The following is a 23646-nucleotide window of genomic DNA, read 5'->3' as shown; positions in this document are numbered from 1 at the left end:
AGAGAATCAGTGAAAAAAATTCATCCTAGTGCTGTAATAGAAGATGGAGCTATTTTAGGTGATGATGTTGTTATTGAGGCTTATGCATATGTAAGCAAAGAAGCTAAGATAGGCAATGGGGTTGTTATCAAGCAAGGGGCGAGAATACTTTCAGATACTACCATAGGTGATCATTCTCGTGTATTTTCATATGCTATAGTAGGTGATATTCCTCAAGATATATCTTATAAGGACGAGCAAAAAAGCGGAGTAATTATAGGGCAAAATTCTACTATTAGAGAATTTGCTACGATAAATTCGGGTACAGCTAAAGGCGATGGTTTTACTCGTATAGGAGACAATGCTTTTATAATGGCGTATTGTCATATCGCACATGATTGCCTTTTAGGGGATAATATTATTTTAGCCAACAACGCAACCTTAGCAGGGCATGTAGAACTAGGAGATTTTACCGTTGTGGGTGGTCTTACTCCTATTCATCAATTTGTTAAAGTGGGTGAGGGCTGTATGATAGCAGGTGCGAGTGCGCTTTCGCAAGATATAGTACCTTTTTGTTTAGCTGAAGGAAATCGTGCAAGTATTAGAAGTTTGAATTTAGTAGGAATTCGTCGTCGTTTTGATAAGGATGAAGTAGATAGGCTTAGTAAAGCTTTTAAATTCTTGTTTAGACAGGGGGATTTAAAAGAAAATGCTCAAAAATTATTAGAAAATAATGAAAGTGAAAATATTAATAAAATGTGTAAATTTATATTAGAAACAAAACGCGGAATCCCTGTATATAGAGGTAAAAATAATGCCTAGAAAATGCAGTTTTTGTAATGAAGTGGAAAATCCACAAAGAAGAATTTTAGCTAATGAAAACGATGATGCATTTATTTGTGAGTATTGTGTTGAGGGGGCTTATAGTATTATCTATGGGGAAGAAAAAGAATTTAAAGAGCCAAAACATGAACATGGCGTTGATTTTAAAGATATTACCCCAAAAGAATTAAAAGCTTATTTGGATCGCTATGTCATAGGGCAAGATAGGGCTAAAAAAGTTTTTAGTGTAGGGGTTTATAATCACTATAAAAGACTTTTCAAATCTGAACTTCAAGATGATGATGTGGAGCTTTTTAAATCCAATATCCTTCTTATAGGTCCTACAGGTAGTGGAAAAACCTTACTTGCTCAAACTTTAGCTAAATTTTTGGATGTACCTATAGCCATTTGCGATGCGACTTCTTTAACCGAAGCAGGTTATGTGGGCGAGGATGTAGAAAATATTTTAACCCGTCTTTTGCAAGCTGCTGATGGAGATGTAGAAAGAGCTCAAAAGGGCATAGTATTTATCGATGAGATTGATAAAATAGCTAGAATGAGTGAAAATCGCTCTATCACTCGTGATGTGAGTGGAGAAGGCGTGCAGCAAGCTTTGCTTAAGATTATAGAAGGAAGCTTGGTTAATATTCCGCCTAAAGGAGGAAGAAAACATCCTAATCAAGATTTTATTCAAATTGATACTTCAAATATTTTATTTGTTTGTGGTGGTGCATTTGATGGCTTAGAAACTATACTTAAGAGAAAATTAGGCGATAAGGTCGTAGGCTTTTTCGATAATGAAAAAGAAAATAGCAAAGCTTTGCTTGAAAAGATAGAGCCTGATGATTTAGTGCATTTTGGCCTTATACCTGAACTTATAGGGCGCTTACATGTTATAACTTCTTTAAACGAGCTTAATGAAGATGATATGGTAAGAATTTTGACCGAGCCAAAAAATGCTATCGTAAAGCAATATCAAAAACTTTTTGCTATTGATGGCGTGAACTTAAAATTTGAAGATGATGCTTTAAGAGAAATTGCAAAATTAGCCTTAGAACGAAAAACGGGCGCTAGAGGACTTAGAAGTATTATAGAAGAAATAATGGTGGATTTGATGTTTGAGTTACCAGAATATAAAAATTATGATATCGTTATCACCAAAGAAGTGGTAAGAGATGGTGCAAAAGCGTTATTAATCAAAAAGAAAATAAGCTAAAAAAGGGATAAAAATGATTTTAGATCAACTTATAGGATTTTTTTCAAGCGATATGGGTATAGACTTAGGAACTGCTAATACTCTTGTTTTGGTAAAAGATAAGGGCATAGTTATCAATGAGCCTTCTGTTGTGGCAGTTGAAAGAGAAAGGTATGGTTCTAGGGCTAAAATTTTAGCCGTAGGTAAAGAAGCTAAAGATATGGTGGGAAAAACTCCAGGTAACATCGAAGCTATTCGCCCGATGAAAGATGGAGTTATTGCTGATTTTGATATGACAGAAAAAATGATTCGTTACTTTATAGAAAAAACTCACCGCAGAAAAAGTTTTTTAAGACCTAGAATCATCATTTCAGTCCCTTATGGCTTAACTCAAGTTGAAAGAAAGGCTGTTAGAGAAAGTGCCTTAAGTGCAGGTGCAAGAGAAGTATTTTTGATAGAAGAACCTATGGCAGCAGCTATTGGGGCAAATTTACCTATACAAGAACCTAAAGGAAATTTAGTTGTAGATATAGGGGGTGGAACAACTGAAATTGGTGTGATTTCACTAGGTGGGCTTGTTATTTCAAAGTCTATTCGTACTGCAGGTGATAAGCTTGATACAAGTATAGTAAATTATGTCAAAGAAAAATACAATCTTATCATTGGCGAAAGAACGGGCGAGGAGATTAAGATCGCTATTGGTTCAGCTATCCAGCTTCCAAAAGAACTTTCTATGGTTGTAAAGGGGCGCGATCAAGTGAGTGGACTTTTAAGTCGTATCGAGCTTACAAGTGAAGATGTTAGAGAGGCAATGAGGGAATATTTAAAAGAAATAGCAGATGCTTTAAAAATGGTACTTGAAATGATGCCACCTGATCTTGCAAGTGATATAGTAGAAAATGGTGTTGTCTTAACAGGTGGTGGAGCATTGATTCGTGGACTTGATAAATATTTAAGTGAAATTGTTCGCTTGCCAGTATATATTGCTGATGAACCACTTTTAGCCGTGGCTAAGGGAACGGGTAAAGCTTTGGAGGAAATTTCACTATTGCAACAATTGACGAATGAAGAATAAGCTTATCTTTGTCCTTGTTTTATTTTTTTTAGTTTTTATATCTTTTTACTATGGGGGCTTGGTAAAAAAAAATGTTCTTTTGGTAAATGATACGGTGTTAGAAAAATTTTATGGAATTAAGGATGCTATCACCGAATTTTTTTCCAAGCATTTTGATCAAGTAGATCAAATTGAACAATTAAAAGCAAGAAATCAAGAGCTAGAATATGCAGCTGTATTAACTACAAGCTTTGCAAACCAATTAAATCGTATTTTAGAGGATAAAAATTCAACAAGATACTTACCTCAAGTTTCTTTAGTAAGAGTTATTTCTTATGTAAAATTAAATGATTATAAAAGATTGTGGCTTGATTTTGCCAAAGTATCTCCTAATAAAAATAAAGGTTTGATTCATCAAGGATACACTATAGGCATTGCGATCAATAAAGATGGCAGAGCTATGGCACTTTTACAGGGTGATGAACAATGTGTTTTTTCTGTATATATAGGTAAAAATAAAATTCCTGGCCTTATCCAAGGCGAAGATGATAAACTTAAGGTTAAATTTATACCCAAATGGGCAAAAATTAATATAGGAGATGAGATTTTAACAAGTGGCCTTGACAATATCTTTTTTTCAGATGTTCCAGTGGGTATTGTAAGTGCAATCAAAGATGAGGATATGTATCAAAGTGTTGAAGTAAAACCTTATGCTAACATCAATATCCCTGCCTATCTTTATATAATCGATAGTTTATAAATCAACACTTAGACTCTTTTTAAATAAATTTCCATATGGGCTTTTTTTATCTAGGATATCACAGCTTTCTTTAATGTCTAAATTGTCTTTTAAACATTGTAATAAAATTTCCATGATAAAACATGCATCTTGAGCTAAAATATGCGCAGGACATTTTTTTGCATGGGTATAATGCTCGTGAATTTTATGAACTAGGGTTGAGTTTTTAATCTCGACTAATAGCATTTCCAAAGGGGCTTTAAAAAACATTGTATTTTCTTTAGCATTGATAGAAAGATAAAACACATCAAGCCCATAAATTTTTTTATCATAAGAATCAAAGAAATATAAAGATTTGTTAAGATTATCTTTAAAGGTATTAATCATGAGTTCTAAAATTTGAATTTTTTGTTCTTTTGTATAAAAATTTCCTATAGGCGAAAAACAAAATTCAAGTAAAGACTTGATAGAATACCACTCGCTTGCATTAAAAGAATGTGCTCTCATTTTTTCACCCCTTTTTATGCGATATATTCTAGCCTCTTCGCTGTCGTTATTTTGATATACTAAAGGCACGATAAAATCCCTATAAGCGGGATTTGGAAAAGCAGGGTGTAATATAAGTGAACCTTCATTTTCATTTTCAAAAATATATTTTAATCCTCCGATGTATCCTTCGTCAATGATGCGAATTTCATTATTTTCTATTTGATTTAAGAGTGTATAAAATTCGTTTTCATTGCTTTCCCATATTTTAAAAGGATAGCGAAAAAATTCACAAATTTTTTCTTTACTTTTGGTATCGAGTTCTTTTACTGTGTCATTTTCTATAAATTTAGCAAGCGTTCTACGATCTTTGCCCAAAATTGTTGCAAATTTGCTCAAACTTAAGCCTGATTTTTCCAAAATTACTTGTGTTCTATCTTTAGAATTTAACATTGTCTCACTCTTAAAAATTATTTTTGTTACTTTTTGATACAAATATATTTTTTTCATTATTTTTTATATTTTCTAATTATTAAAAATATAGGTAAATATATATACAAAAATTAAAATTTTGTTCAAAAAATATACAAAATTTATTTTTTTAGCTACAAAATCACACAATTAAACCAAAAAATTGGCATTTTATTTTTCAAACAAAAACTCTATAATGCAAATTCAACTTATCAAGAAAGGATGGATTATGGGTATTGTTTATGAGCAGACTTATCGAGAATCTCTTCAAAATCCTGAAGCATTTTGGGCTGAAGCAGCTAAAAAAGTGCATTGGTATAATGAATGGGATAGGGTGCTTGATGATAGCGATGGGCATTACAGATGGTTTGTTGGCGGGTGTATGAATACTTGTTATAATGCGCTTGATTTACATGTACACAATGGCAGGGGCGATCAATTAGCACTGATTTATGATTCTCCTGTTACGGATACAAAGAAAAAATATACTTATAAGCAACTTCGTGATCGTGTTGCAAAAGTAGCCGGAATTTTAGCAAACAAGGGCGTGGTTAAAGGGGATCGCGTTGTTATTTATATGCCAATGATACCTGAAGCACTTATAGCTATGCTTGCTTGTGCTAGGCTTGGGGCTATTCATAGTGTTGTATTTGGAGGCTTTGCAGCACATGAACTTGCTACGAGGATAGAAGATGCTAAACCTAGAATGATTATTAGTGCAAGTTGCGGGATAGAAGTAAGTAGCATTATCGAGTATAAACCTATTTTAGATGAGGCTATTAAAAAATGTACTCATAAGCCTACGACTTGTTTGATTTGGCAACGCCCACAATATAGAGCAAATATGCTTCCTTGGAGGGATATTGATTGGGAGCTTGAAGAGGAAAAAACTCGGGGTGTAGATCCTGTACCTGTTTTAGCTACCGATCCGCTTTATATACTTTATACTTCAGGCACCACAGGTTCTCCAAAAGGAGTAATCCGCTCTAATGGAGGTCATTCTGTGGCTATGAAATGGTCGATGGATAATATTTATAATGCTAAAGCAGGAGATGTCTTTTTTACCGCTTCTGATGTAGGTTGGGTTGTGGGACATTCTTATATAGTTTATGCACCTTTGATGAATGGATGTACAACTATAGTTTATGAGGGAAAACCTGTAAGAACGCCTAATCCTTCAGCATTTTGGAGAATTATTGAAGAATATAAAGTGAATGTGCTTTTTTCAGCCCCAACTGCTTTTAGGGCGATTAAAAAAGAAGATCCTAAAGGAGAATGGATTAAAAAATTTAATCTTGATAGCTTAAGATCTATTTTTGTGGCAGGTGAAAGATGCGATAGCGATACGCTTAAATGGATAGAAAAGCTTACAAAAAAACCTGTGATTGATAATTGGTGGCAAACTGAAACAGGTTGGGCGATCGCGGCTAATCCTTTGGGCTTGGAAGCACAAGTTGTTAAAGCAGGAAGTCCTACAAAACCTATGCCAGGATTTAATCTTAAGGTTTTAGATGAAAAAGGTCAAGAGCTTGGAGCAGGAAAAAAAGGAATTTTGTGCCTAAAACTTCCTTTACCTCCAGCTTGTTTAATGGGAATTTGGGAGAATGATGAAAGATATCGTAGGGGATATTTAGATCAATTTCCAGGCTATTATCTAACAGGAGACACAGGCTATATCGACAAAGATGGCTATGTGTATGTTTTAGGAAGAATGGATGGAATCATCAATGTTGCAGGCCATAGACTTTCAACTGGAGAAATGGAAGAGATTATAGCAAAACATCCTGATGTTGCAGAATGTGCGGTTATAGGTGTAAATGATGAGCTTAAAGGTGAAATACCTATGGGCTTTATCGTTTTAAAAGAGGGTATAGAGCGAGATCATAGGGGTATAGTTGAAGGAGTTGTAGCTTTGGTGCGTCAAGAAATTGGAGCCGTAGCTTCGTTTAAAATTGCCACAGTTGTTAGTGCTTTACCTAAGACAAGAAGTGGAAAAATTTTGCGTAAAAATTTAAGAGAAATAGCTGATGGTTCAACCTTAAATGTTCCAGCTACTATAGAGGATAGTAATGTTTTAAAAGCTTGCGAAAAAGCTATTAATGCTTTAGGATACCCAAAAAATAAAGGAGAAAAATAATGAGTGCAGGAAAAAAATTTAAAGAATTAGTAAAGACAAGCAAACCTTTGACCATAGTAGGAGCTGTCAATGCTTATAGTGCTTTACAAGCTACTAAAATAGGACACAAAGCTTTATATCTTTCGGGAAGTGGCGTGGCAAGCGCGAGTTATGGCTTGCCTGATTTGGGGATTATCGCACTTGAAGAAGTATGCATTGATGTAAGACGCATTTGCTCTAGAGTGGATACGCCTTTATTAGTTGATGCAGATACAGGTTTTGGAGGTGCTTTTAATATTGCAAGAACGATAAAAGAATTAATTCGTGCGGGTGCAGCGGCAACTCATATTGAAGATCAAGTGGCTCAAAAAAGGTGCGGACATCGTCCTAATAAAGAATTAGTAAGCACTGAAGAGATGTGTGATCGTATTAAAGCAGCAGTAGATGCAAAAATCGATCCTGATTTTGTGATTATGGCAAGAACGGATGCGCATGCAATTGAAGGTCAGCAAAAAGCTATCGAACGGGCTTTAGCATATGTTGAGGCTGGAGCTGAAATGGTTTTTGCTGAAGCTATTACAAGTTTAGAAGAATATGAAGAATTTGTTAAAAATGTAAAAGTTCCAATTCTTGCAAATATCACAGAATTTGGAAAGACTCCTTATTTTACCAAAGAAGAATTAAATAGAGCAGGAGTGTCTATGGTGCTGTATCCTTTAAGTGCAAATCGTGCGATGAATAAAGCTGCAGTACAAGTTTATGAAAGTATATTGAAAAACGGACATCAAAAAGATGTTCTTGAGATTATGCAAACTAGAGAAGAGCTTTATGAAATGCTAGATTATTATTCTTATGAGCAAAAATTAGACGAATTATTTAAAAGGGGTGCAAAATGAGTATAAGTGAAGCAACTAAAAAAACGGGTGGATTGGCAGGAGTTATCGCAGGACAAAGTGCAATTTGTACTTGCGGGCTTGGAAATGGACTAAATTATTATGGTTATAGCATAGAAGAGTTAGCGCAAAATGCAGAATTTGAAGAAATAGCTTATTTACTTCAGTTTGGAGAATTACCCAACGCAAAAGAATTAGAAAATTATAAAGAAAAAATCATTGCTCAAAGAGCTTTGAGTGAAAATTTAAAAAACGTTTTAAAAGCTATACCTAAAGAAGTTCATCCTATGAATTTGATGCAAACAGCTGTTGCAGCATTGGGAGCTTTAGAGGGTGAAAATGAGGATTTTAGCGATCAAGATGAAAAAATCATCAGACTTTTGGGAATTTTACCGAGCATGCTTTGTTATTGGCATCATTATGTGAATTTTGGTAAAGAAATTGATTTTGATTCCAATCAAACAAGTATAGCGGGATATTTTTTGGAAAAATTAAAACTTGAAGCTCCAAAAGAAGATTTTATCAAGGCTATGCAATGCTCATTAATCCTTTATGCAGAGCATGAATTTAATGCTTCAACTTTTACAGCTAGAATTTGTGCTTCTACAAAAAGTGATATTTTTAGTGCGGTTGCTGCGGCTATTGGAGCTTTAAGAGGGCCTTTGCATGGAGGAGCAAATGAAGCAGCGATGCACTTAATAGAAAGTTTTAAAAGTGTTGAGGATGCCATTGAGGGTGTGAATAAAAAATTAGAAAATAAAGAGCTTTTAATGGGTTTTGGTCACCGTGTTTATGGACTTGGAGGTGATCCTAGAAATGCACTTATTAAGGTTTGGAGTAAGCATTTAGGGGGCGATGATTTGCTTTTTAAAATCAGTGAAGCCATAGAAGCTTTGATGAAAGAAAAACGCCCAAGTTTGCCACCTAATGCAGATTTTTATAGTGCATCAGCTTATCATTTTATGGGAATTCCAACTGAGTATTTTACGCCGATTTTTATTATGAGTCGCGTAAGTGGTTGGTGTGCGCACATTAAAGAGCAAAGAGCAAACAATAAGCTTATACGCCCAAATAGCGAATATATAGGCGTTGAACCAAGAAAATTTGTAAAAATTCAAGATAGATAAGGAGAAAAAATGAGTGATATGGGAATTTTAGAGGCAAAACGCCCTGAATTTGATGAACTTTTAACAAAAATTGCAAAATATGCTGATGAATTTGAAATTACAAGTGATTTGGCTTTAGAAACGGCTAGATATTGTTTGATGGATACTATAGGTTGTGGACTTTTAGCGCTTAAATATCCTGCTTGCACCAAGCTTTTAGGGCCAAGTGTTGAAGGGGCTGAATTTAGACCTTTAGGCGCAAAAGTGTTTGGAACTTCTTATCAATTAGAGCCAATCCGTGGAGCTTTTAATGTGGGTGCTATGGTAAGATGGCTTGATTTTAATGATACATGGCTTGCGGCTGAATGGGGGCATCCAAGTGATAATTTAGGCGCGATTTGGGCGGTAGCTGATTATGTAAGTCGTAAAAATATCAGCGAAGGAAAAGAGCCTTTAAAAGTAAAATGTGTCCTAAAAGCCATGATAAAAGCTCATGAAATTCAAGGAGTTTTGGCGCTTGAAAATTGTTTTAATAAAGTAGGAATGGATCATGTTTTACTTGTAAGAATAGCAAGCACTGCAGTAGCTGCAAAGCTTTTGGGTTGTGATTTTGAAGAAATTCGCAATGCTATTTCTCATGCCTTTATCGATGGTGGAGCTTTAAGAACTTATCGCCATGCGCCAAATACAGGCAGTAGAAAAAGCTGGGCAGCAGGTGATGCTTCAAGTCGCGGTGTGGATCTTGCTTTAAAAGCTAAAACAGGAGAGATGGGTTATCCTTCGGCTTTAAGCGCTAAATTTTGGGGTTATGAAGATGTGAAAATGAAAGGACAAAAACTTACCATTCCTCAAGAATTTGGTTCTTATGTAATGGAAAATGTTTTATTTAAAATTTCTTTTCCAGCTGAATTTCACGCACAAACTGCAGTAGAAGCAGCTTTAGCTTTACATGATGAGGTAAAAGATCGTTTGGATCAAATAGAAAAAATCATCATCACAACTCAAGAATCAGGACATCGCATCATTAACAAAGTAGGCGAGCTTGCAAACCCTGCCGATAGGGATCATTGTATCCAATATATGGTTGCTGTGCCACTTATATTTGGGCGTTTGAATGCAGATGATTATGAAGATAGTGTTGCAAGCGATGAAAGAATCGATGCTTTAAGGGCTAAAATGCAAGTAGAAGTGGATGATCGCTATACAAAAGAGTATTTAGAAAGCGATAAAAGAAGCATAGCTAATGCCGTGCAAGTTTTCTTTAAAGATGGCACAAGTACAAAAAAAGTCGAAGTTGAGTATCCTATAGGACACAAAAGACGTAGAAGCGAAGGAATTCCTCTTTTAATCGCCAAATTTAAAGCCAATCTTGCTACGAGTTTAAGTCCAAAACAATGCGAAAAAATAATGAAAATTTGCGAAGATCAAAAGAGCTTAGAGCAAATGAATTTTAATGAATTCAGCGATCTTTTTTGGCTGGGTTAAAAATAAAAAAACAAGACTGTTTCAGTCTTGTTTAATTTAAAACAAAATACAATTAAAACAATGAATAATTTTTAGGATTAAAAATGCTATTTGAAAATACTATTTTAAAAGAACTTAAAGTACTTTATAAACTTGATAACTATCATGGAATTTTTGCTGTATTATGGGATTATTTACAAATTATTTTGATAATAGTCATTTCTTGTTTTATGCAAAACATTTTTATGTATTTATTTGCAGTTTTATTTATTGGCACGAGACAAAGGGCTTTAGCGACTATTTTACATGAGTCAGCCCATAGAATATTGGCAAAAAATAGAAAATTAAATGATTTTTTAGGTAAATATCCAAGCGGATATCTTATTTTTCAAACTTTTAAAAAATACAGACAAAGCCATGTTATTAAACATCATGGTTTTTTAGGAATTGAAAATAAAGATCCTGATTATGATTTTTATATACAATCAAAGCTTTTCGCTTCTTATTCTTTAAAAGAATTTATTTTTAGGCACCTTATCTTACCCTTGTTTTTGAGTAAGACTTTTGATTTTATTTCTTATCTTATAAAAAATCGCTTGGGTGATTTTAAGGATAAAGAAATTAAATATCTTATTTTATTTTGGATTGTTATTTTTGGTATTTGTTTTTATGTTAATGTTCTTGATATTTTATTAATGTATTGGTTTGTGCCTTTACTTACAAGTTTTCCTATGGTAGGACATTTTATAGAGATGGCAGAACACTTTCCTATTATAAAAAATAAAAGAGAAATAGAAAAATCTTGGAATAGATTTGGCAATAAAATTGAATTATTTTTTACTGGCTTACATAAAGAAAATTATCATTTAATCCACCATTTGTTTGCAAATATTCCTTTTTGGAATTTAGATAAAGCTCATAATATTTTATGTAAAAATGAAGAATACAGACTTTTAAACTCTAATATGGGAGGTATTTTTAGCTCTTCAAATCAAGCTTCCTCTCTATGGAAAAAAATAATTAAAAAGGAGCTTAAAATATGCTAAAAAATCCTAAGTTTCAAGCTTTCTTTTTCGCTTTGTTAGCTGCAATATTTAACGCTTTTGTTGGAATTTTTAGTGTTTTTCTTTTTAAAAAAGGTTTTATGAGTTCAGAAGTAGCTTTTTATAAGTGCTTTGTGGCTAGTGTGATTTTGTTTGTGATGTTAATTTATATGAGAAAATTGACCACTTTGTTGGCTTTTATCAAGCAGAAAATTTTCACACTTTTGCTTCTTGCTTTTTTTGGATTTTTTATGCTTTATCATTTTGAGAGTGCTGCTTACACGAGTATGAGTGTGGCTAATGTAGTTTTTGTGCTTTTTGGTGTGGGGATGATTATCACTTTTATTTGTGAAGCATTGGATGTTAAACGCTTTTTTCATTTAAATGAGCTTTTGGCTATGGTTTTTGCGCTTTTGGGACTTTGGATGATTTTTTTGGCTGAAGGTGGGACTTTGGAAAATTTTACTCATTTAAAAGGCCTTGTAAATGCTATTTTAGCAGGGATTGGCTATGCTTTATTTTTATTTTTTACTAGAAAATTAAAACTGGGTTTTGGGTTAGTTCCTCTTTGTGCTTTGCTTTTTATAGGAAGCTTGTATTTGAGTATTCCTTTATTTGGAGCAAATTTAAATCTTAATTTTTCTTTAGAAAGTCTTATTTTGCTTTTAGCTTTGGCGTTTTTGCCTACTATAGGGGGATTTTACTGCACTACTAGAGCCTTAAGTCTTGCAAAGTCAAATTCAGTCCAGCTTATAGAACTTAGTGAGCCTTTGTTTGCTATGCTTTTTGGGTCTTTGTTTTTGGCTCAAAGTATTTCGTTTTTGCAAATTTTAGGTGGAGTTTTTATACTTTTTGCTATTTTTGTTCATGAATTTAAATTAAAATTGTAAAAAGCAGTTTTTCAGAAATTTTTTTCAATTGGATTTTTAAAATTTCTTTAGAAAGAGCAGATGCTTTATGGCAAGCAAAAGATTGTTTATTGCTTGAGTTTTGACATTGATTTTGACTATTTTTTTGTGTGATTTTAATAAGATATAATTGCATAGCTTGATCTTTGGAATTTTTATCAACTGCCATATTACAATCAGTATAATATCCGGCCTGACAAGATTTATAAAAAAGTTTTTGGGCTAAAATATCATTTTGATTAAATAATTCAACCCAGCCTTGCGCAAAGCACAACTTTGTATCTTTTTCACAAGCTTTAGAGCTTAATTCTTTAGCTTTGATTAAGTCTTTTTCTACCCCTTGTCCGCATGCATACATATAAGAAAGTCCTGCACAAATAGCATCATGCCCTTGCTCGCAGCTTTTTTTGGCTAGTATAATTGCTGATTTTATATCTTTTTTACTAAGCGTAGCGATATGTTCTAATAAAGCAAAACTTGAGTTTTGATCTAAAAAATATTTTAAATTGCTTTGATAAGTTTCTTCATCTAGCTTTTTCAGTAATTTAAATTTTATATTGTTGATTCTCACGCAAGAGTCCAATCTCCCAAGTTTACAAGCTTTTTGGAAAAGCAATAAAGCTTTGTTTAAATCCAAAGGAAGTCTCGTGTTTGCTGCAAATTCTCTTCCTAATAAGCACATGCGGTGGCATTATTTTCTAAGCATTGTTTTTGAAAAAGACTTAAATTACTCTCGAAAAAAATATTCCCCCTTTGGAGTAAGAGCAAATTTTTCCTTTAAGGGCTGATTTAAAATTTCTTTTAAACTCTCGTCCAAGAATTGATTAATGCCTAAATTTTCTTTTATATTTTGGGGTAAATTATTTGCTAAAACGGAAAATTGACAAAAAAATATTAAAAAACTGAAATTTTAATTTTTTTCATGAGTGTTTCTTTCTTGCCTATTTTTTTAAAATTATAACAGAATTTCAAAGTTTGTAAAACTAAAATTTGTTATAATCAGCCCAAATTTATGCTCTTAGGAAAATTCATGCCAAAACGAACAGATATTAAAAATATTTTACTTATAGGAAGTGGTCCTATCGTTATAGGTCAAGCTTGTGAATTTGATTATTCAGGAACTCAAGCAGCAAAAACTTTAAAAGAACAAGGGTATCGCGTAGTTTTAATCAATTCTAACCCAGCGACTATTATGACTGATCCTGAATTTGCTGATGCTACTTATATAGAGCCTGTAACCAAGGAAAGTATTTTAAGTATTATTAAAAAAGAGAAAATCGATGCCATTTTGCCAACCATGGGTGGACAAGTGGCTCTAAATGTAGCTATGGAAGTTTATGAAAGCGGACTTTTAGGTGATGTGAAGTTTTTGGGTGCAAACCCTGAAGCGATTAAAAAAGGCGAAGATCGTCAAGTTTTTAAAGAATGTATGAAAAAAATCGGCATGGATTTGTCAAAATCTATGTACGCGTATAATTATGATGAAGCTTTAAAAGCTGTAGATGAAATCGGCTTTCCTTTAATGATCCGTGCTTCTTATACCTTAGGTGGTGCGGGAAGCGGTGTGGTTTATAATATGGATGAATTTAAAGAACTCGCTAATGCCGCCTTAGCACTTTCGCCAATCCATGAAATTCTTATCGAAGAAAGTTTGCTTGGATGGAAAGAGTATGAAATGGAGGTTATCCGCGATAAAAATGATAATTGCATTATCGTGTGTAGTATAGAAAATCTTGATCCTATGGGAGTGCATACAGGAGATAGTATCACGGTTGCACCTGCTCTTACTTTAACTGATAAAGAATACCAAGTTATGCGTAATGCCTCTTTTGCCATTTTGCGTGAAATAGGCGTCGATACGGGCGGATCAAATGTGCAATTTGCTGTCAATCCAACAAATGGTAGAATGATAGTTATTGAAATGAATCCAAGGGTTTCAAGATCAAGCGCCCTAGCTTCTAAAGCAACGGGTTATCCTATAGCAAAGGTTGCAACACTTTTGGCGATTGGATTTAGCTTAGATGAGATAAAAAATGATATTACCGGCACTCCTGCTAGTTTTGAACCTGTGATTGATTATATTGTTACAAAAATTCCTCGTTTTACTTTTGAGAAATTCCCAGGAGCCAATACAACTTTAGGCACAGCGATGAAAAGCGTGGGTGAGGTAATGGCGATTGGCCGAACTTTTAAAGAAAGTATACAAAAAGCACTTTGTTCTTTGGAAAGAAATTTAAGTGGTTTTGATAGAGTGAAATTTGAAGATAAAAACGATCTTATCTTTAAAATTCGCAACGCTAACGAAAAGCGTTTGCTTTATGTAGCGCAAGCTTTTAGAGAGGGTTTTGATGTAAAAGAGCTTTATGAGCTTTGTAAAATTGATCCTTGGTTTTTATCCCAAATTAAAGAAATCGTAGATTTTGAAGAGCAAATTGATATGGATATCTTGCATAACAAAACCTTTTTAAGAAAAGCAAAAACTATGGGTTTTTCAGACAAGATGATCGCCTTGCTTGTGAATCTAAAAGATAATTTAGAATTAAGTCAAAATGATATCTATTATGCAAGAATGAAGCAAAAAATCATAGCAGAATTTAGCGAAGTAGATACTTGTGCAGGGGAATTTGAAGCTTTAACTCCTTATCTTTATTCTAGTATCAATGTAAGTGAACTTACTCAAAGCAAAAATGAAGCAAGAGATAAAAAAGAAAAAAAAGTGATGATTATAGGCGGGGGGCCAAATCGTATAGGACAAGGGATAGAATTTGACTATGCTTGTGTGCATGCTTCTTTTGCATTAAAGGATTTAGGCGTAAAAACTATTATGTATAATTGCAATCCAGAAACCGTTTCTACAGATTATGATACGAGTGATATTTTGTATTTTGAACCTATTGATTTTGAGCATTTGCGTGGTGTAATTGAACGCGAAAAGCCAGATGGAGTTATAGTGCATTTTGGTGGTCAAACTCCGCTTAAATTTGCTAAACGCTTGAGTGCTTTTGGGGCTAAAATCATAGGCACAAGCGCAAGAGTGATCGATATGGCAGAAGATAGAAAGAAATTTGCTGAATTTATTACAAAACTTGGTATCAATCAACCTAAAAATTCTACCGCTACAAGCGTAGAAGAAGCGGTTTTAAAAGCGAGCGAGATAGGTTATCCTGTACTTGTAAGACCAAGTTATGTTTTAGGCGGAAGAGCTATGCGTGTGGTTACTGATGAGAGTGAACTTAGACTTTATATGCAAGAAGCTGTGGATGTAAGCGATAAAAGTCCTGTTTTGATCGATCAGTATTTAGATAATGCGACTGAAATCGATGTTGATGCTATCAGTGATGGTAAAGATGTTTATGTAGCAGGAATTATGGAGCATATTGAAGAAGCAGGAATTCATTCAGGTGATAGCGCATGTTCTTTGCCACCTTGCAATATTGATGAAAAAATGCAAGAACAAATCGTACAAAAAACCGCAGATATTGCTTTAAATTTAGGCGTTGTAGGACTTTTAAATATACAATTTGCAATTTACAATAACGAACTTTATATGATAGAAGTAAATCCTAGAGCAAGTCGTACCGTACCTTTTGTAAGCAAAGCTACAGGTATACCTTTGGCAAAAGTTGCAACACGCGTAATGTGGCAGGGGAATTTAAAAGAAGCTTTAAAATTTTATGATGCTTTTGGTGTGGTGAATTTTGACAATGCGATTTTGCGTCCTAAGCCTTCAAAATATATCAGCGTAAAAGAAGCGGTATTTCCTTTTGCTAAGCTTAGTGGAAGTGATTTAGAGCTAGGACCTGAGATGAGATCAACAGGTGAGGTTATGGGCATAAGTAAGGATTTTGCCAATTCTTACGCGAAAAGTCAAATTTCATCTTTTAATCATTTGCCAGAAAGTGGAGTGGTTTTCATTTCTTTAAAAGAAAAAGATAAAAAGTATGCTAAAAAACTTGCGAGTGAATACTCTAAATTAGGTTTTAAACTAATGGCTACAAGTGGAACTTGTAAAGAAATTGTAGAAAATGGTTTTGAGTGTGAGCTTGTACATAAAATTTCAGAAGGGCGTCCAAATGTGGAAGACAAGCTGAAAAATGGAGAAATTCAGCTAGTGATAAATACAAGTGATAGTCATACTTTTGCAGGGGATACGAAAAAAATTCGTGAAAATATTATCCGTTTTAAAATCCCTTATTTTACAAATTTGCGTTCAGCTCTTGCGGGTGCAAAATCGATTAAAGCGATACAAAATCAAAGTTATTTAGAAGTTAAAAGCCTGCAGGAGTATTTAAAAGCTTGATTTATCTAGCGCAAACAGATACTACAGCAGGATTTTTAAGTAAAAATTTAGAAGAAATCAATGCTTTAAAAGGCAGGGCTAAAGATCAGCCCTGCTTGATCACTTCTGCAAAATTTGACGAGTTAAAAAAAATCGTAAGAGTTCCAAATCAATTTAAAAACTGGGTGCGTCGTGCCAAAAAAACAACTTTTATTTATCCAAACAATCAAGCAGTAAGAATTGTCAAAGATTGCAAACACGCACAATTCTTAGAAAAAATGGGTTGTTTTTATTCAAGTTCTGCAAACAAGCACGGACAAAAATTTGATGAGCTTTGGGCTAGAAGTGTCGCAGATGTTGTGGTTGATGAGATATTTGTTGAAAATACCCCATCAAAAATAATAAAACTTCATCGTAAGAAGCTTAAAAAAATTCGTTAGTTTAGTGCTTGTAAAATTTCTTCAAAAGCTATGCAAAATTGCTCTAAACCATCTTTTAGTAATTCATCACAAGCTTTTTCTCTTTCATTTTGTGAAATAATAGCATTAAGTTGTGTGTAAATTTCAAAATTCATTAAAGGTTTTTTAAATTCAATTTCGGTTTTAAATGCATTGATAGCATCTAGTGGGGCAGTATTTATGCTATTTTCAAAAAGAAGTTCTTTGATATAATAATCTTTTGGTAAATCATCGCCTTTTACACCCGTGCTTGCAAATAAAGCTCGGATATTAGGTTCATTTTTGGAGATGATATTATTATAGGCTAAATTTGCATTTAAAATTCCTATACGATTTTGTTCTTTTGCTTTAGAATTTAAAAGTCTATCAAAACGACTTACAAAGATGCTTATAACAGCTTGTGGAGTTCTTAAGTGAGTATTTTTTCCTTGCAAGGCTATATTGTTTTTTCTAAATTCAATCAAACCTGCATTTAAAGCTCCAAAGCATTTTTGGCTTTGCTCTAAAGAAAAAATTAAAGTAGCATTTACGCTGATGCCATTTTTCATCAATTCATACATTACTTCATAAGAAGCATTGGTTGCTGGAACTTTAATCATCACATTGTCTTTACCAATGGCACTATAAAGTTTTTTTGCTTCGCCTAAACTTAAGCTTGTATTATCATAAAATCTCGGATCGATTTCAAGACTTATAAAACCATCATTTCCCGTGTGATATAAAGGAGCAAGCTTGTCTGCTGCTTTTTGTATGTCAGCAATAGCAAGTTCTTCATAAATTTCTTTTGCCTTTTTTCCTTTTAATTTGGCTATTTTTTCTTTGTAGATAGGCGAATTTAAAATAGCATTTTTAAAAATAGCGGGATTTGAAGTTGCTCCATTGACACCGCGAGATAGTAAATTCAAAAAATTATTATCTAAAAAACTATTTTCTATAAAATCACACCAAAGAGAAAATTTTTTCATCTTATATTACCTTTATTATTTCTTTCAAGTCTTTATTGTCTACGCAAATATCTGCTTTTGATCGCAAAATTTCTTTAGCACAAAATGCGACTTTTAAACCGCTTTCATTAAACATAGCGATATCGTTTGCTCCATCGCCCACACACATGACTTCATGAGTTTGCAAATTTAAAAAGTTCTTGAGGCGTTGCAGCATTAAACCCTTTGAATTTGAAAACATCATTTCTCCGCCCACTAGTCCTGATAAAGTATTATTTTTATGATGTAGATAATTTGCAAAGCCTAAATTTACTTTTAGTTTTTTCATAGCAGGATCAATACCTTCATGAAAACCCCCACTAAAAATAACAACAAAAATATTTTTAGAATTTAAAAATTCAATAAGCTCATAAGCTCCATTCATCAATGGAAGATCTTGTCCTATTTTAAGAACAAGATCATAAGGCATTCCCTTTAGAAAACTGACACGCTCTTGCAGACTTTCAAAAAAATCAAGTTCACCCGCCATAGCGCTATGAGTGATATCCACCACTTCTTTTTCTTTGTCGTAAGCCTTAGCTAATATATCAATAGTTTCTCCATCCATCAAAGTGGAATCAAAATCAAAAACACAAAGTTTTATCATTAAAATTCACGCTTAAGTAAGGCTTCAACTTTAAGTATGGTAAGGATATTTTCATCTCTTTTGCCTATACCATAGATCATACCCTTATCTTTTACCAAAGTTTCAGGTGGCGGATCGATACGGTTTCTATGAATTTTGATAGCCTCGGTTAGTCTATCTATTACAAAGCCCGCATTTCCTCCAACACCACTTCCATTGGATTCGCCTCTTAAAACAATATAACGAGTTTGAGGAGTCATTTTAGAACTTCCTAGATTAAAACGCTGTGCCAAATCAATTAATGGCATAACATTTCCACGCATATTAAATACACCCAAAACATAATCAGGAACGCTTGGAACCCTTGTATATTCTATAGGTTTGATGATTTCTTGTATGTTAAGAATTGGAATAGCATATTCCTCATCTCCTACGACAAAACCTACAAGTTGTATGATATCATCTTCTTTTTGATCACCAACAGGACCAGCTATCTGAGTTTGCTGTTTTTGCAATATTTGCTCTAATTTTTCATTACTCATATTCTTATCCTAGTTTCAAATTTTTTCTAACCACATTTTCCAAATATTCTGGAGAATAAGGTTTGGTAATGTATTCCGTCATACCTACTTCAACACCTCTTAAACGGTCAGTTTTACTTGTTCTTGAAGTAACTGCAATGAGCGGTAAATTGCGATATTTAGAATATTTTCTAATTTCACCCGCTAAGGTATAACCATCCATTCTTGGCATCTCGATATCAATTAATATCGCATCAATATCATGATCGCCCGATTTTATAATATTTAATGCTTCAACGCCATTGGTAGCTTCAATAAGACTAACTCCTAGCGGTTCTAAAGCTTTTTGCATTAAAGTTCTATCCATTTTAGAATCATCAACGATTAAGACCTTGTAATCACTTGGTTTTTCTTTTGGTTTTTTAGCACTTGATTCAATCTGAGCTTTGATGTCAACTTTTATTTCTTTTGCCATATCCATCATAGCGCCTACATCTATGATAAGTGTTACTCTACCGTCACCACGGATAGTAGCACCTGCTATACCTTGGATGTTTTGTAAATAATCGCCCATAGATTTAATAACTATTTCTTCTTGTCCTACAAGAGTATCTACTATAATACCAAGCTTGCTTTCTGCTACCCCTATAACAACGACATAAGTTTGATCACCGCTTTCAAGCACTTGTTTAACTCCAAAGACATCAGAAAGTCTTACAAGAGAAAGTACTTCATCTCTAAGGCGCAATACATTTTTGCCTTCAATAGTGTAAATATCATCAATTGGCACTCTAACTGTTTCAAGAACGCTTGCAAGTGGAATTGCATAGAATTCCTCTTGAGTTCCTACAAGTAAAGATTGAATGATTGCCAAGGTAAGAGGAATTTTAAGTTTAAACGAACTTCCTTTACCTAACTCACTATCAATTTCAATTACCCCATTAAGTTTTTCGATGTTGGTTTTAACAACATCCATTCCTACGCCACGACCTGAAACATTTGTTACTTTAGCCGCAGTTGAAAAACCAGGCTTGAAAATCAAAGCAAAAGCTTCTTTGTCTGTCATTTGATCTGCTTCTCTTTCGGTAATCAAATTCTTTTCTATAGCTTTAGCTTTTAGGCTATTTGCATCAAGTCCCTTACCATCATCGGTAATTTCTACAACTATATGGTTTCCTTCATTGTAAGCTTTAAGTTGGACTATACCTTTTTCAGGTTTTCCATTCGCTGCACGAGTTGCTGGATCCTCAACACCATGATCACATGAATTTCTAATCATATGCATGATAGGATCGCCAATTTCCTCTACGATAGATTTATCAAGTTCAGTTTCTTCACCTGTAATTTCAAGTTCTATTTGCTTTCCTAATTCACGACTTAAATCACGAACAACTCTTGGGAATTTATTGAAAACTTTTGCTATAGGTTGCATTCTTGTTTTCATCACAGCAAGCTGAACATCAGTTGTAATAATACTTAATTGACTTACAACCTGATTAAGTTCTTCAAGGAATTTTTCTCCTTCATAACGCTCTTCAACATCATCGTAAATTTTAAGCAAACGGTTTTTGCCTAAAACAAGCTCCCCAATTAGATTCATTAAGTGATCTAATCTTTTTACTTCAACGCGTATGGTTTGATCCATACCGCCTCCACCGCCTCCACTAGCAGGAACTTTTTTCTCCATATTTTCAGCTTTTGGTGTGCTTGCTGCTGGTTTAGAAGTTGTAGAAGCTGCAGTATTTTGCTTTTTCTGAGCACGACGTGCTTGATCTTCTGCTTTCCTAGCCTTTAGTAATCTTTCTATTTCGGCTTCAACTTCAGAATCGCTTAATTGATTAACATCTACTTCAGGTTCTGGTGTAGGAGCTGGTTCTTCCTTTTGAGGAGCTTCTACAGGAGTTTCATTTTCAACGCCATTTGGAGATTCTCCTTCTGATATAGCTGTTAATCTTGCACAAATTGGTTCTATATCCATTCCTATAGCTGTATCATTGCCGTTATCGCGTATAGAGTTAAGTAAGGTTTTCATTCTATCGATGGATTCTAAAACAACATCCATAATATCTGGAGTGATTTTTAATTCTCCATGTCTTGCTTTGTTTAAAACATCTTCCATATGATGTGTTAATTTTGTTAAAACATCAAAATTTAAAAAGCTTGAAGAGCCTTTTACAGTGTGTGCTACACGGAAAATTCTGTTTAATAATTCTAAGTCTTCTGGATTTGTTTCAAGCTCCACTAAATCATGGTCGATTTGCTCAACTAGCTCAAAAGCTTCAACCAAAAAGTCTTCAAGTATTTCTTGCATATCTTCCATATTTTACCCCTGTTCTTGAGATTGGTGTTTTTTGATGACTTTAGCAATTTCATTGAAGAAATCACTTGCATTAAATTTAACCAAATAGCTTTCGCCACCGGCTTCATGAACACCTTTTTCATTCATAAATTCGTTAGATAAAGATGAGTTAAAGACTATAGGAATATCTTTAAATCTTGCATCTTCTTTGATGCGTGCAGCAAAATGAAATCCATCCATTTGAGGCATTTCAACATCACTTACGATAATTTTTAATACAGAGCTTAAGTTTTCTCCATAAACTTGACTGAGTTCTTCAAGTTTATTTAAGCCTTCAACTCCGTCTTTAGCTTCAATTACTTGGAAGCCCATTTGTTGCATCATTTCTTTAACGCGTTTTCTAGCTGTCATACTATCATCTAAAATAAGTGCTGATCCGCTGAATTTTTCAATTTTACTAAAATCTATATCGGTTTTAGGAGAGTAAATTCCTAAATCTTCAACAACACTTTCCAAATCAAGTATCAAAAGAACTTCATCATTTTCTATACGAGTGACACCTGTAATTTTTCCTTTATCTAAGGCACCTGAACCTGTAGAGAAAGTAGCTGGTTCTATATCTTTCCAATTGATACGGCGAATTCTTTTAGCTTCATGTACTATAAAGCCTATAAGAATATTACTAAATTCAGTGATAATAACTCTAGGTTTTAGCATAGTGCTTTCTGGCTCTGTGATTTGCATCCATTTAGCAAGATTTACTACCGGTATAACTACGCCTCGAAGATCGAAAATTCCTTCGATATAATCAGGCACACCAGGAAGTTCTGTGAGGCTTGGAATTTTGATAATTTCTCTAACCTTAGAGACATTTACCCCATAAATTCCCTCATAGACTTTATCGTGTCCTTGCTTAAAGATACGGAAATCGACAAGCTCCATTTCATTTGAACCCGTTTTCACGATATTTTCATCAAACATTTTGACCCCTCAATTTCTGTTCTCGAAATTTGATTTCTTGACAGCATTCTACTACAAAAAAACTTCTCTCATATGCAAAACTAGCTAAGTTGAAATATTTAACATCTTTTTCATCTAATATTAAATTTTGATGATAATGCCCTTCACATACCCAAAAGCCTAAATTTTCATATTTTTTATATCTTTCTTTGGCTAAATTTTTAAAATTTTCAATTTTATAAAAAAGATTTTTTTTATTTTGATTTTTAAGAATTTTATTTGAGATAGAATTGAAACTTATTTGATTTAAAAAATTTAAAAATACTAGCAAGTAATGATTTCTCAAGCTTTTAAGAGCAAATTGTAAAGGTGGAGATAAAAAAATATCCCCATGAGCTAGAGTGATAAAAGAATTTTTAAAATCGGTATTTTTACCTTTACTTGTATGTAAATTAAGTTTTAAGGGTTGTTCTTGTAGATTAAAAATTTTAACCCTTTGAAAAAAACGAGCGAGATTAAAATCATGATTTCCTTCAAGATAAATAATTTCCATTTTTAAAGCGAGTTCTTCAAGAAGTTTAATATAGGGTTTCGCAAATTCATGCGTAGCAGAGATTTCACCTATAAGTAAGTCAAAAATATCTCCCATTAAAATGAGTTGAGGTGTGGTAATTTCACTCCTTTTTAAAGCTTGTAAAAATTCCCAAAAGCCTCTTCTTTTATCATTTTCATGAGCATCTGCGATTAAAATCGCTCCATTTTGTAGTAAAATTTTCTATCCTTAAAATTTTAAAGGTTCATAGTTGATAGAGATAATTTCAAATTCGCTTTCTCCTTTTGGTAAACGCACTTTAAATTCATCTCCCTCTTTTTTACCAAGCATAGCCTTTGCAATAGGTGAAGCAATAGAAATATAACCCTTATCCAAATTTCCCTCACAAATACCTACTAGGGTATATTTGCTTTCTTTTTCAGTATCTAAATCCATAATCACCACAGAAGATCCAAATTTAACGCTATCATGTTCATAGCTTGAAGGATCGATGATCTGTGCTCTTGCGATTAAATCGCTAAGTTCTGCGATACGACTTTCTATCAAGGCTTGTTTTTCTCTTGCGGCATGGTATTCTGCATTTTCTTTTAAATCCCCATGACTTCTTGCGGTGTCGATTTCTATCACAACAGCAGGGCGTTGGTTATCTTTTAAATCTTTTAATTCAGCGCTTAATTTATCATAGCCAAATTGGCTCATCGGTTCTTTTTGCATTTATATATCCTTAATTA

21 protein-coding genes and 2 pseudogenes are annotated in these 23646 nt (G+C 33.6%); 12 read left to right on the top strand and 11 right to left on the bottom strand.

Annotated elements, in window-relative coordinates; genetic code table 11:
- Positions 1-9: 9 nt before the first annotated feature.
- From lpxA to mreC, 4 genes are read left to right on the top strand one after another with little or no spacing between them, the layout of a single operon-like run.
- The gene (gene lpxA, locus KAR67_RS04495) at positions 10-801 is read left to right on the top strand and encodes an acyl-ACP--UDP-N-acetylglucosamine O-acyltransferase (RefSeq protein WP_002843034.1); all 792 of its coding nucleotides are present in this window, start codon (positions 10-12) and stop codon (positions 799-801) included.
- Entirely contained in the window at positions 794-2017 is a 1224-nt protein-coding gene (gene clpX / locus KAR67_RS04490) for an ATP-dependent Clp protease ATP-binding subunit ClpX (protein WP_002778039.1), read from the top strand. Before lpxA ends, clpX begins: the two co-directional genes overlap by 8 nt.
- Positions 2018-2030: 13 nt before the next feature.
- Positions 2031-3071: a rod shape-determining protein gene (locus KAR67_RS04485; protein ID WP_002788045.1), complete on the top strand. Its 1041-nt coding sequence runs from the start codon at positions 2031-2033 to the stop codon at positions 3069-3071.
- Complete coding sequence (gene mreC / locus KAR67_RS04480; RefSeq protein WP_002778048.1) at positions 3061-3810, top strand: rod shape-determining protein MreC; 750 nt, start codon at positions 3061-3063, stop codon at positions 3808-3810. Before KAR67_RS04485 ends, mreC begins: the two co-directional genes overlap by 11 nt.
- On the opposite strand, the gene KAR67_RS04475 is transcribed toward mreC, so the two are convergent.
- Positions 3805-4785 (bottom strand): hypothetical protein, encoded by a 981-nt coding sequence (locus KAR67_RS04475; protein ID WP_173939646.1) that lies wholly within the window; start codon positions 4783-4785, stop codon positions 3805-3807. The two genes, mreC and KAR67_RS04475, sit on opposite strands and share 6 nt — an antisense overlap.
- A gap of 190 nt (positions 4786-4975) precedes the next feature.
- On the opposite strand from KAR67_RS04475, the gene KAR67_RS04470 reads away from it, so the two are divergent.
- From KAR67_RS04470 to KAR67_RS04445, 6 genes are all read left to right on the top strand, one after another.
- Positions 4976-6883 (top strand): propionyl-CoA synthetase, encoded by a 1908-nt coding sequence (locus KAR67_RS04470; protein ID WP_002778051.1) that lies wholly within the window; start codon positions 4976-4978, stop codon positions 6881-6883.
- The gene (gene prpB, locus KAR67_RS04465; RefSeq protein WP_002778052.1) at positions 6883-7758 is read left to right on the top strand and encodes a methylisocitrate lyase; all 876 of its coding nucleotides are present in this window, start codon (positions 6883-6885) and stop codon (positions 7756-7758) included. Before KAR67_RS04470 ends, prpB begins: the two co-directional genes overlap by 1 nt.
- The gene (locus KAR67_RS04460) at positions 7755-8882 is read left to right on the top strand and encodes a citrate synthase/methylcitrate synthase (protein ID WP_057030652.1); all 1128 of its coding nucleotides are present in this window, start codon (positions 7755-7757) and stop codon (positions 8880-8882) included. The genes prpB and KAR67_RS04460 overlap by 4 nt, the downstream gene beginning before the upstream one ends.
- A 9-nt stretch (positions 8883-8891) precedes the next feature.
- Entirely contained in the window at positions 8892-10346 is a 1455-nt protein-coding gene (gene prpD, locus KAR67_RS04455) for a 2-methylcitrate dehydratase (protein ID WP_002788042.1), read from the top strand.
- 83 nt (positions 10347-10429) lie between these two features.
- Entirely contained in the window at positions 10430-11371 is a 942-nt protein-coding gene (locus tag KAR67_RS04450) for a fatty acid desaturase family protein (protein WP_002778054.1), read from the top strand.
- Positions 11365-12258, top strand: coding sequence for a DMT family transporter (locus KAR67_RS04445; protein WP_002778056.1), 894 nt, complete (start codon positions 11365-11367; stop codon positions 12256-12258). The genes KAR67_RS04450 and KAR67_RS04445 overlap by 7 nt, the downstream gene beginning before the upstream one ends.
- On the opposite strand, the gene KAR67_RS09630 is transcribed toward KAR67_RS04445, so the two are convergent.
- The 3 genes and pseudogenes from KAR67_RS09630 to KAR67_RS04430 form a co-directional block, all read right to left on the bottom strand.
- Positions 12242-12634: a hypothetical protein gene (locus tag KAR67_RS09630; RefSeq protein ID WP_002808731.1), complete on the bottom strand. Its 393-nt coding sequence runs from the start codon at positions 12632-12634 to the stop codon at positions 12242-12244. The genes KAR67_RS04445 and KAR67_RS09630 overlap by 17 nt on opposite strands.
- Positions 12610-12958: pseudogene (locus KAR67_RS04435) on the bottom strand (hypothetical protein). The gene KAR67_RS09630 and the pseudogene KAR67_RS04435 overlap by 25 nt, the downstream one beginning before the upstream one ends.
- A 45-nt stretch (positions 12959-13003) precedes the next feature.
- Positions 13004-13200 (bottom strand): annotated as a pseudogene (locus KAR67_RS04430) (hypothetical protein).
- Between the two features lie 106 nt (positions 13201-13306).
- Here KAR67_RS04430 and carB point away from each other — a divergent pair.
- Positions 13307-16576, top strand: a complete 3270-nt coding sequence (gene carB, locus KAR67_RS04425; protein ID WP_070263325.1) for a carbamoyl-phosphate synthase large subunit — start codon at positions 13307-13309, stop codon at positions 16574-16576.
- On the top strand, positions 16573-16995 hold the full coding sequence (locus KAR67_RS04420; protein WP_002778064.1) for a Sua5/YciO/YrdC/YwlC family protein: 423 nt from the start codon (positions 16573-16575) through the stop codon (positions 16993-16995). Before carB ends, KAR67_RS04420 begins: the two co-directional genes overlap by 4 nt.
- Here the strand turns inward: KAR67_RS04420 and KAR67_RS04415 are convergent.
- From KAR67_RS04415 to greA, 7 genes are read right to left on the bottom strand one after another with little or no spacing between them, the layout of a single operon-like run.
- Entirely contained in the window at positions 16992-17978 is a 987-nt protein-coding gene (locus KAR67_RS04415; RefSeq protein ID WP_070253309.1) for a transaldolase, read from the bottom strand. The two genes, KAR67_RS04420 and KAR67_RS04415, sit on opposite strands and share 4 nt — an antisense overlap.
- 1 nt (position 17979) lies before the next feature.
- Positions 17980-18603: a phosphoserine phosphatase SerB gene (gene serB, locus KAR67_RS04410; RefSeq protein ID WP_052777552.1), complete on the bottom strand. Its 624-nt coding sequence runs from the start codon at positions 18601-18603 to the stop codon at positions 17980-17982.
- Positions 18603-19124, bottom strand: a complete 522-nt coding sequence (locus tag KAR67_RS04405; protein WP_002778071.1) for a chemotaxis protein CheW — start codon at positions 19122-19124, stop codon at positions 18603-18605. The genes serB and KAR67_RS04405 overlap by 1 nt, the downstream gene beginning before the upstream one ends.
- A gap of 4 nt (positions 19125-19128) precedes the next feature.
- Positions 19129-21423 (bottom strand): chemotaxis protein CheW, encoded by a 2295-nt coding sequence (locus KAR67_RS04400; RefSeq protein ID WP_002782069.1) that lies wholly within the window; start codon positions 21421-21423, stop codon positions 19129-19131.
- A gap of 3 nt (positions 21424-21426) precedes the next feature.
- Positions 21427-22383, bottom strand: a complete 957-nt coding sequence (locus KAR67_RS04395; protein ID WP_002778075.1) for a chemotaxis protein — start codon at positions 22381-22383, stop codon at positions 21427-21429.
- Positions 22376-23134, bottom strand: coding sequence for a metallophosphoesterase (locus tag KAR67_RS04390; RefSeq protein WP_323321445.1), 759 nt, complete (start codon positions 23132-23134; stop codon positions 22376-22378). The genes KAR67_RS04395 and KAR67_RS04390 overlap by 8 nt, the downstream gene beginning before the upstream one ends.
- Positions 23135-23143: 9 nt before the next feature.
- Positions 23144-23629 (bottom strand): transcription elongation factor GreA, encoded by a 486-nt coding sequence (gene greA / locus KAR67_RS04385; RefSeq protein ID WP_002778078.1) that lies wholly within the window; start codon positions 23627-23629, stop codon positions 23144-23146.
- Positions 23630-23646 lie beyond the last annotated feature (17 nt).

The organism is Campylobacter sp. JH32 (genome assembly GCF_017846535.1).
In the GTDB taxonomy this organism is placed as follows: domain Bacteria; phylum Campylobacterota; class Campylobacteria; order Campylobacterales; family Campylobacteraceae; genus Campylobacter_D; species Campylobacter_D coli.
The sequence above is the reverse complement of the archived record's forward strand: the minus strand, read 5'-3'. Positions and strand labels throughout refer to the sequence as shown.

Coding starts and splice junctions, on each gene's coding strand:
- clpX (WP_002778039.1), top strand. CDS start 794: ATGCCTAGAAAATGCAGTTTTTGTAATGAAGTGGAAAATCCACAAAGA.
- prpD (WP_002788042.1), top strand. CDS start 8,892: ATGAGTGATATGGGAATTTTAGAGGCAAAACGCCCTGAATTTGATGAA.
- prpB (WP_002778052.1), top strand. CDS start 6,883: ATGAGTGCAGGAAAAAAATTTAAAGAATTAGTAAAGACAAGCAAACCT.
- KAR67_RS04450 (WP_002778054.1), top strand. CDS start 10,430: ATGCTATTTGAAAATACTATTTTAAAAGAACTTAAAGTACTTTATAAA.
- KAR67_RS04415 (WP_070253309.1), bottom strand. CDS start 17,978: ATGAAAAAATTTTCTCTTTGGTGTGATTTTATAGAAAATAGTTTTTTA.
- KAR67_RS04445 (WP_002778056.1), top strand. CDS start 11,365: ATGCTAAAAAATCCTAAGTTTCAAGCTTTCTTTTTCGCTTTGTTAGCT.
- KAR67_RS04460 (WP_057030652.1), top strand. CDS start 7,755: ATGAGTATAAGTGAAGCAACTAAAAAAACGGGTGGATTGGCAGGAGTT.
- KAR67_RS04400 (WP_002782069.1), bottom strand. CDS start 21,423: ATGGAAGATATGCAAGAAATACTTGAAGACTTTTTGGTTGAAGCTTTT.
- greA (WP_002778078.1), bottom strand. CDS start 23,629: ATGCAAAAAGAACCGATGAGCCAATTTGGCTATGATAAATTAAGCGCT.
- KAR67_RS04395 (WP_002778075.1), bottom strand. CDS start 22,383: ATGTTTGATGAAAATATCGTGAAAACGGGTTCAAATGAAATGGAGCTT.
- KAR67_RS04470 (WP_002778051.1), top strand. CDS start 4,976: ATGGGTATTGTTTATGAGCAGACTTATCGAGAATCTCTTCAAAATCCT.
- KAR67_RS04475 (WP_173939646.1), bottom strand. CDS start 4,785: ATGAAAAAAATATATTTGTATCAAAAAGTAACAAAAATAATTTTTAAG.
- KAR67_RS04405 (WP_002778071.1), bottom strand. CDS start 19,124: ATGAGTAATGAAAAATTAGAGCAAATATTGCAAAAACAGCAAACTCAG.
- KAR67_RS04485 (WP_002788045.1), top strand. CDS start 2,031: ATGATTTTAGATCAACTTATAGGATTTTTTTCAAGCGATATGGGTATA.
- mreC (WP_002778048.1), top strand. CDS start 3,061: ATGAAGAATAAGCTTATCTTTGTCCTTGTTTTATTTTTTTTAGTTTTT.
- KAR67_RS09630 (WP_002808731.1), bottom strand. CDS start 12,634: ATGTATGCATGCGGACAAGGGGTAGAAAAAGACTTAATCAAAGCTAAA.
- carB (WP_070263325.1), top strand. CDS start 13,307: ATGCCAAAACGAACAGATATTAAAAATATTTTACTTATAGGAAGTGGT.
- serB (WP_052777552.1), bottom strand. CDS start 18,603: ATGATAAAACTTTGTGTTTTTGATTTTGATTCCACTTTGATGGATGGA.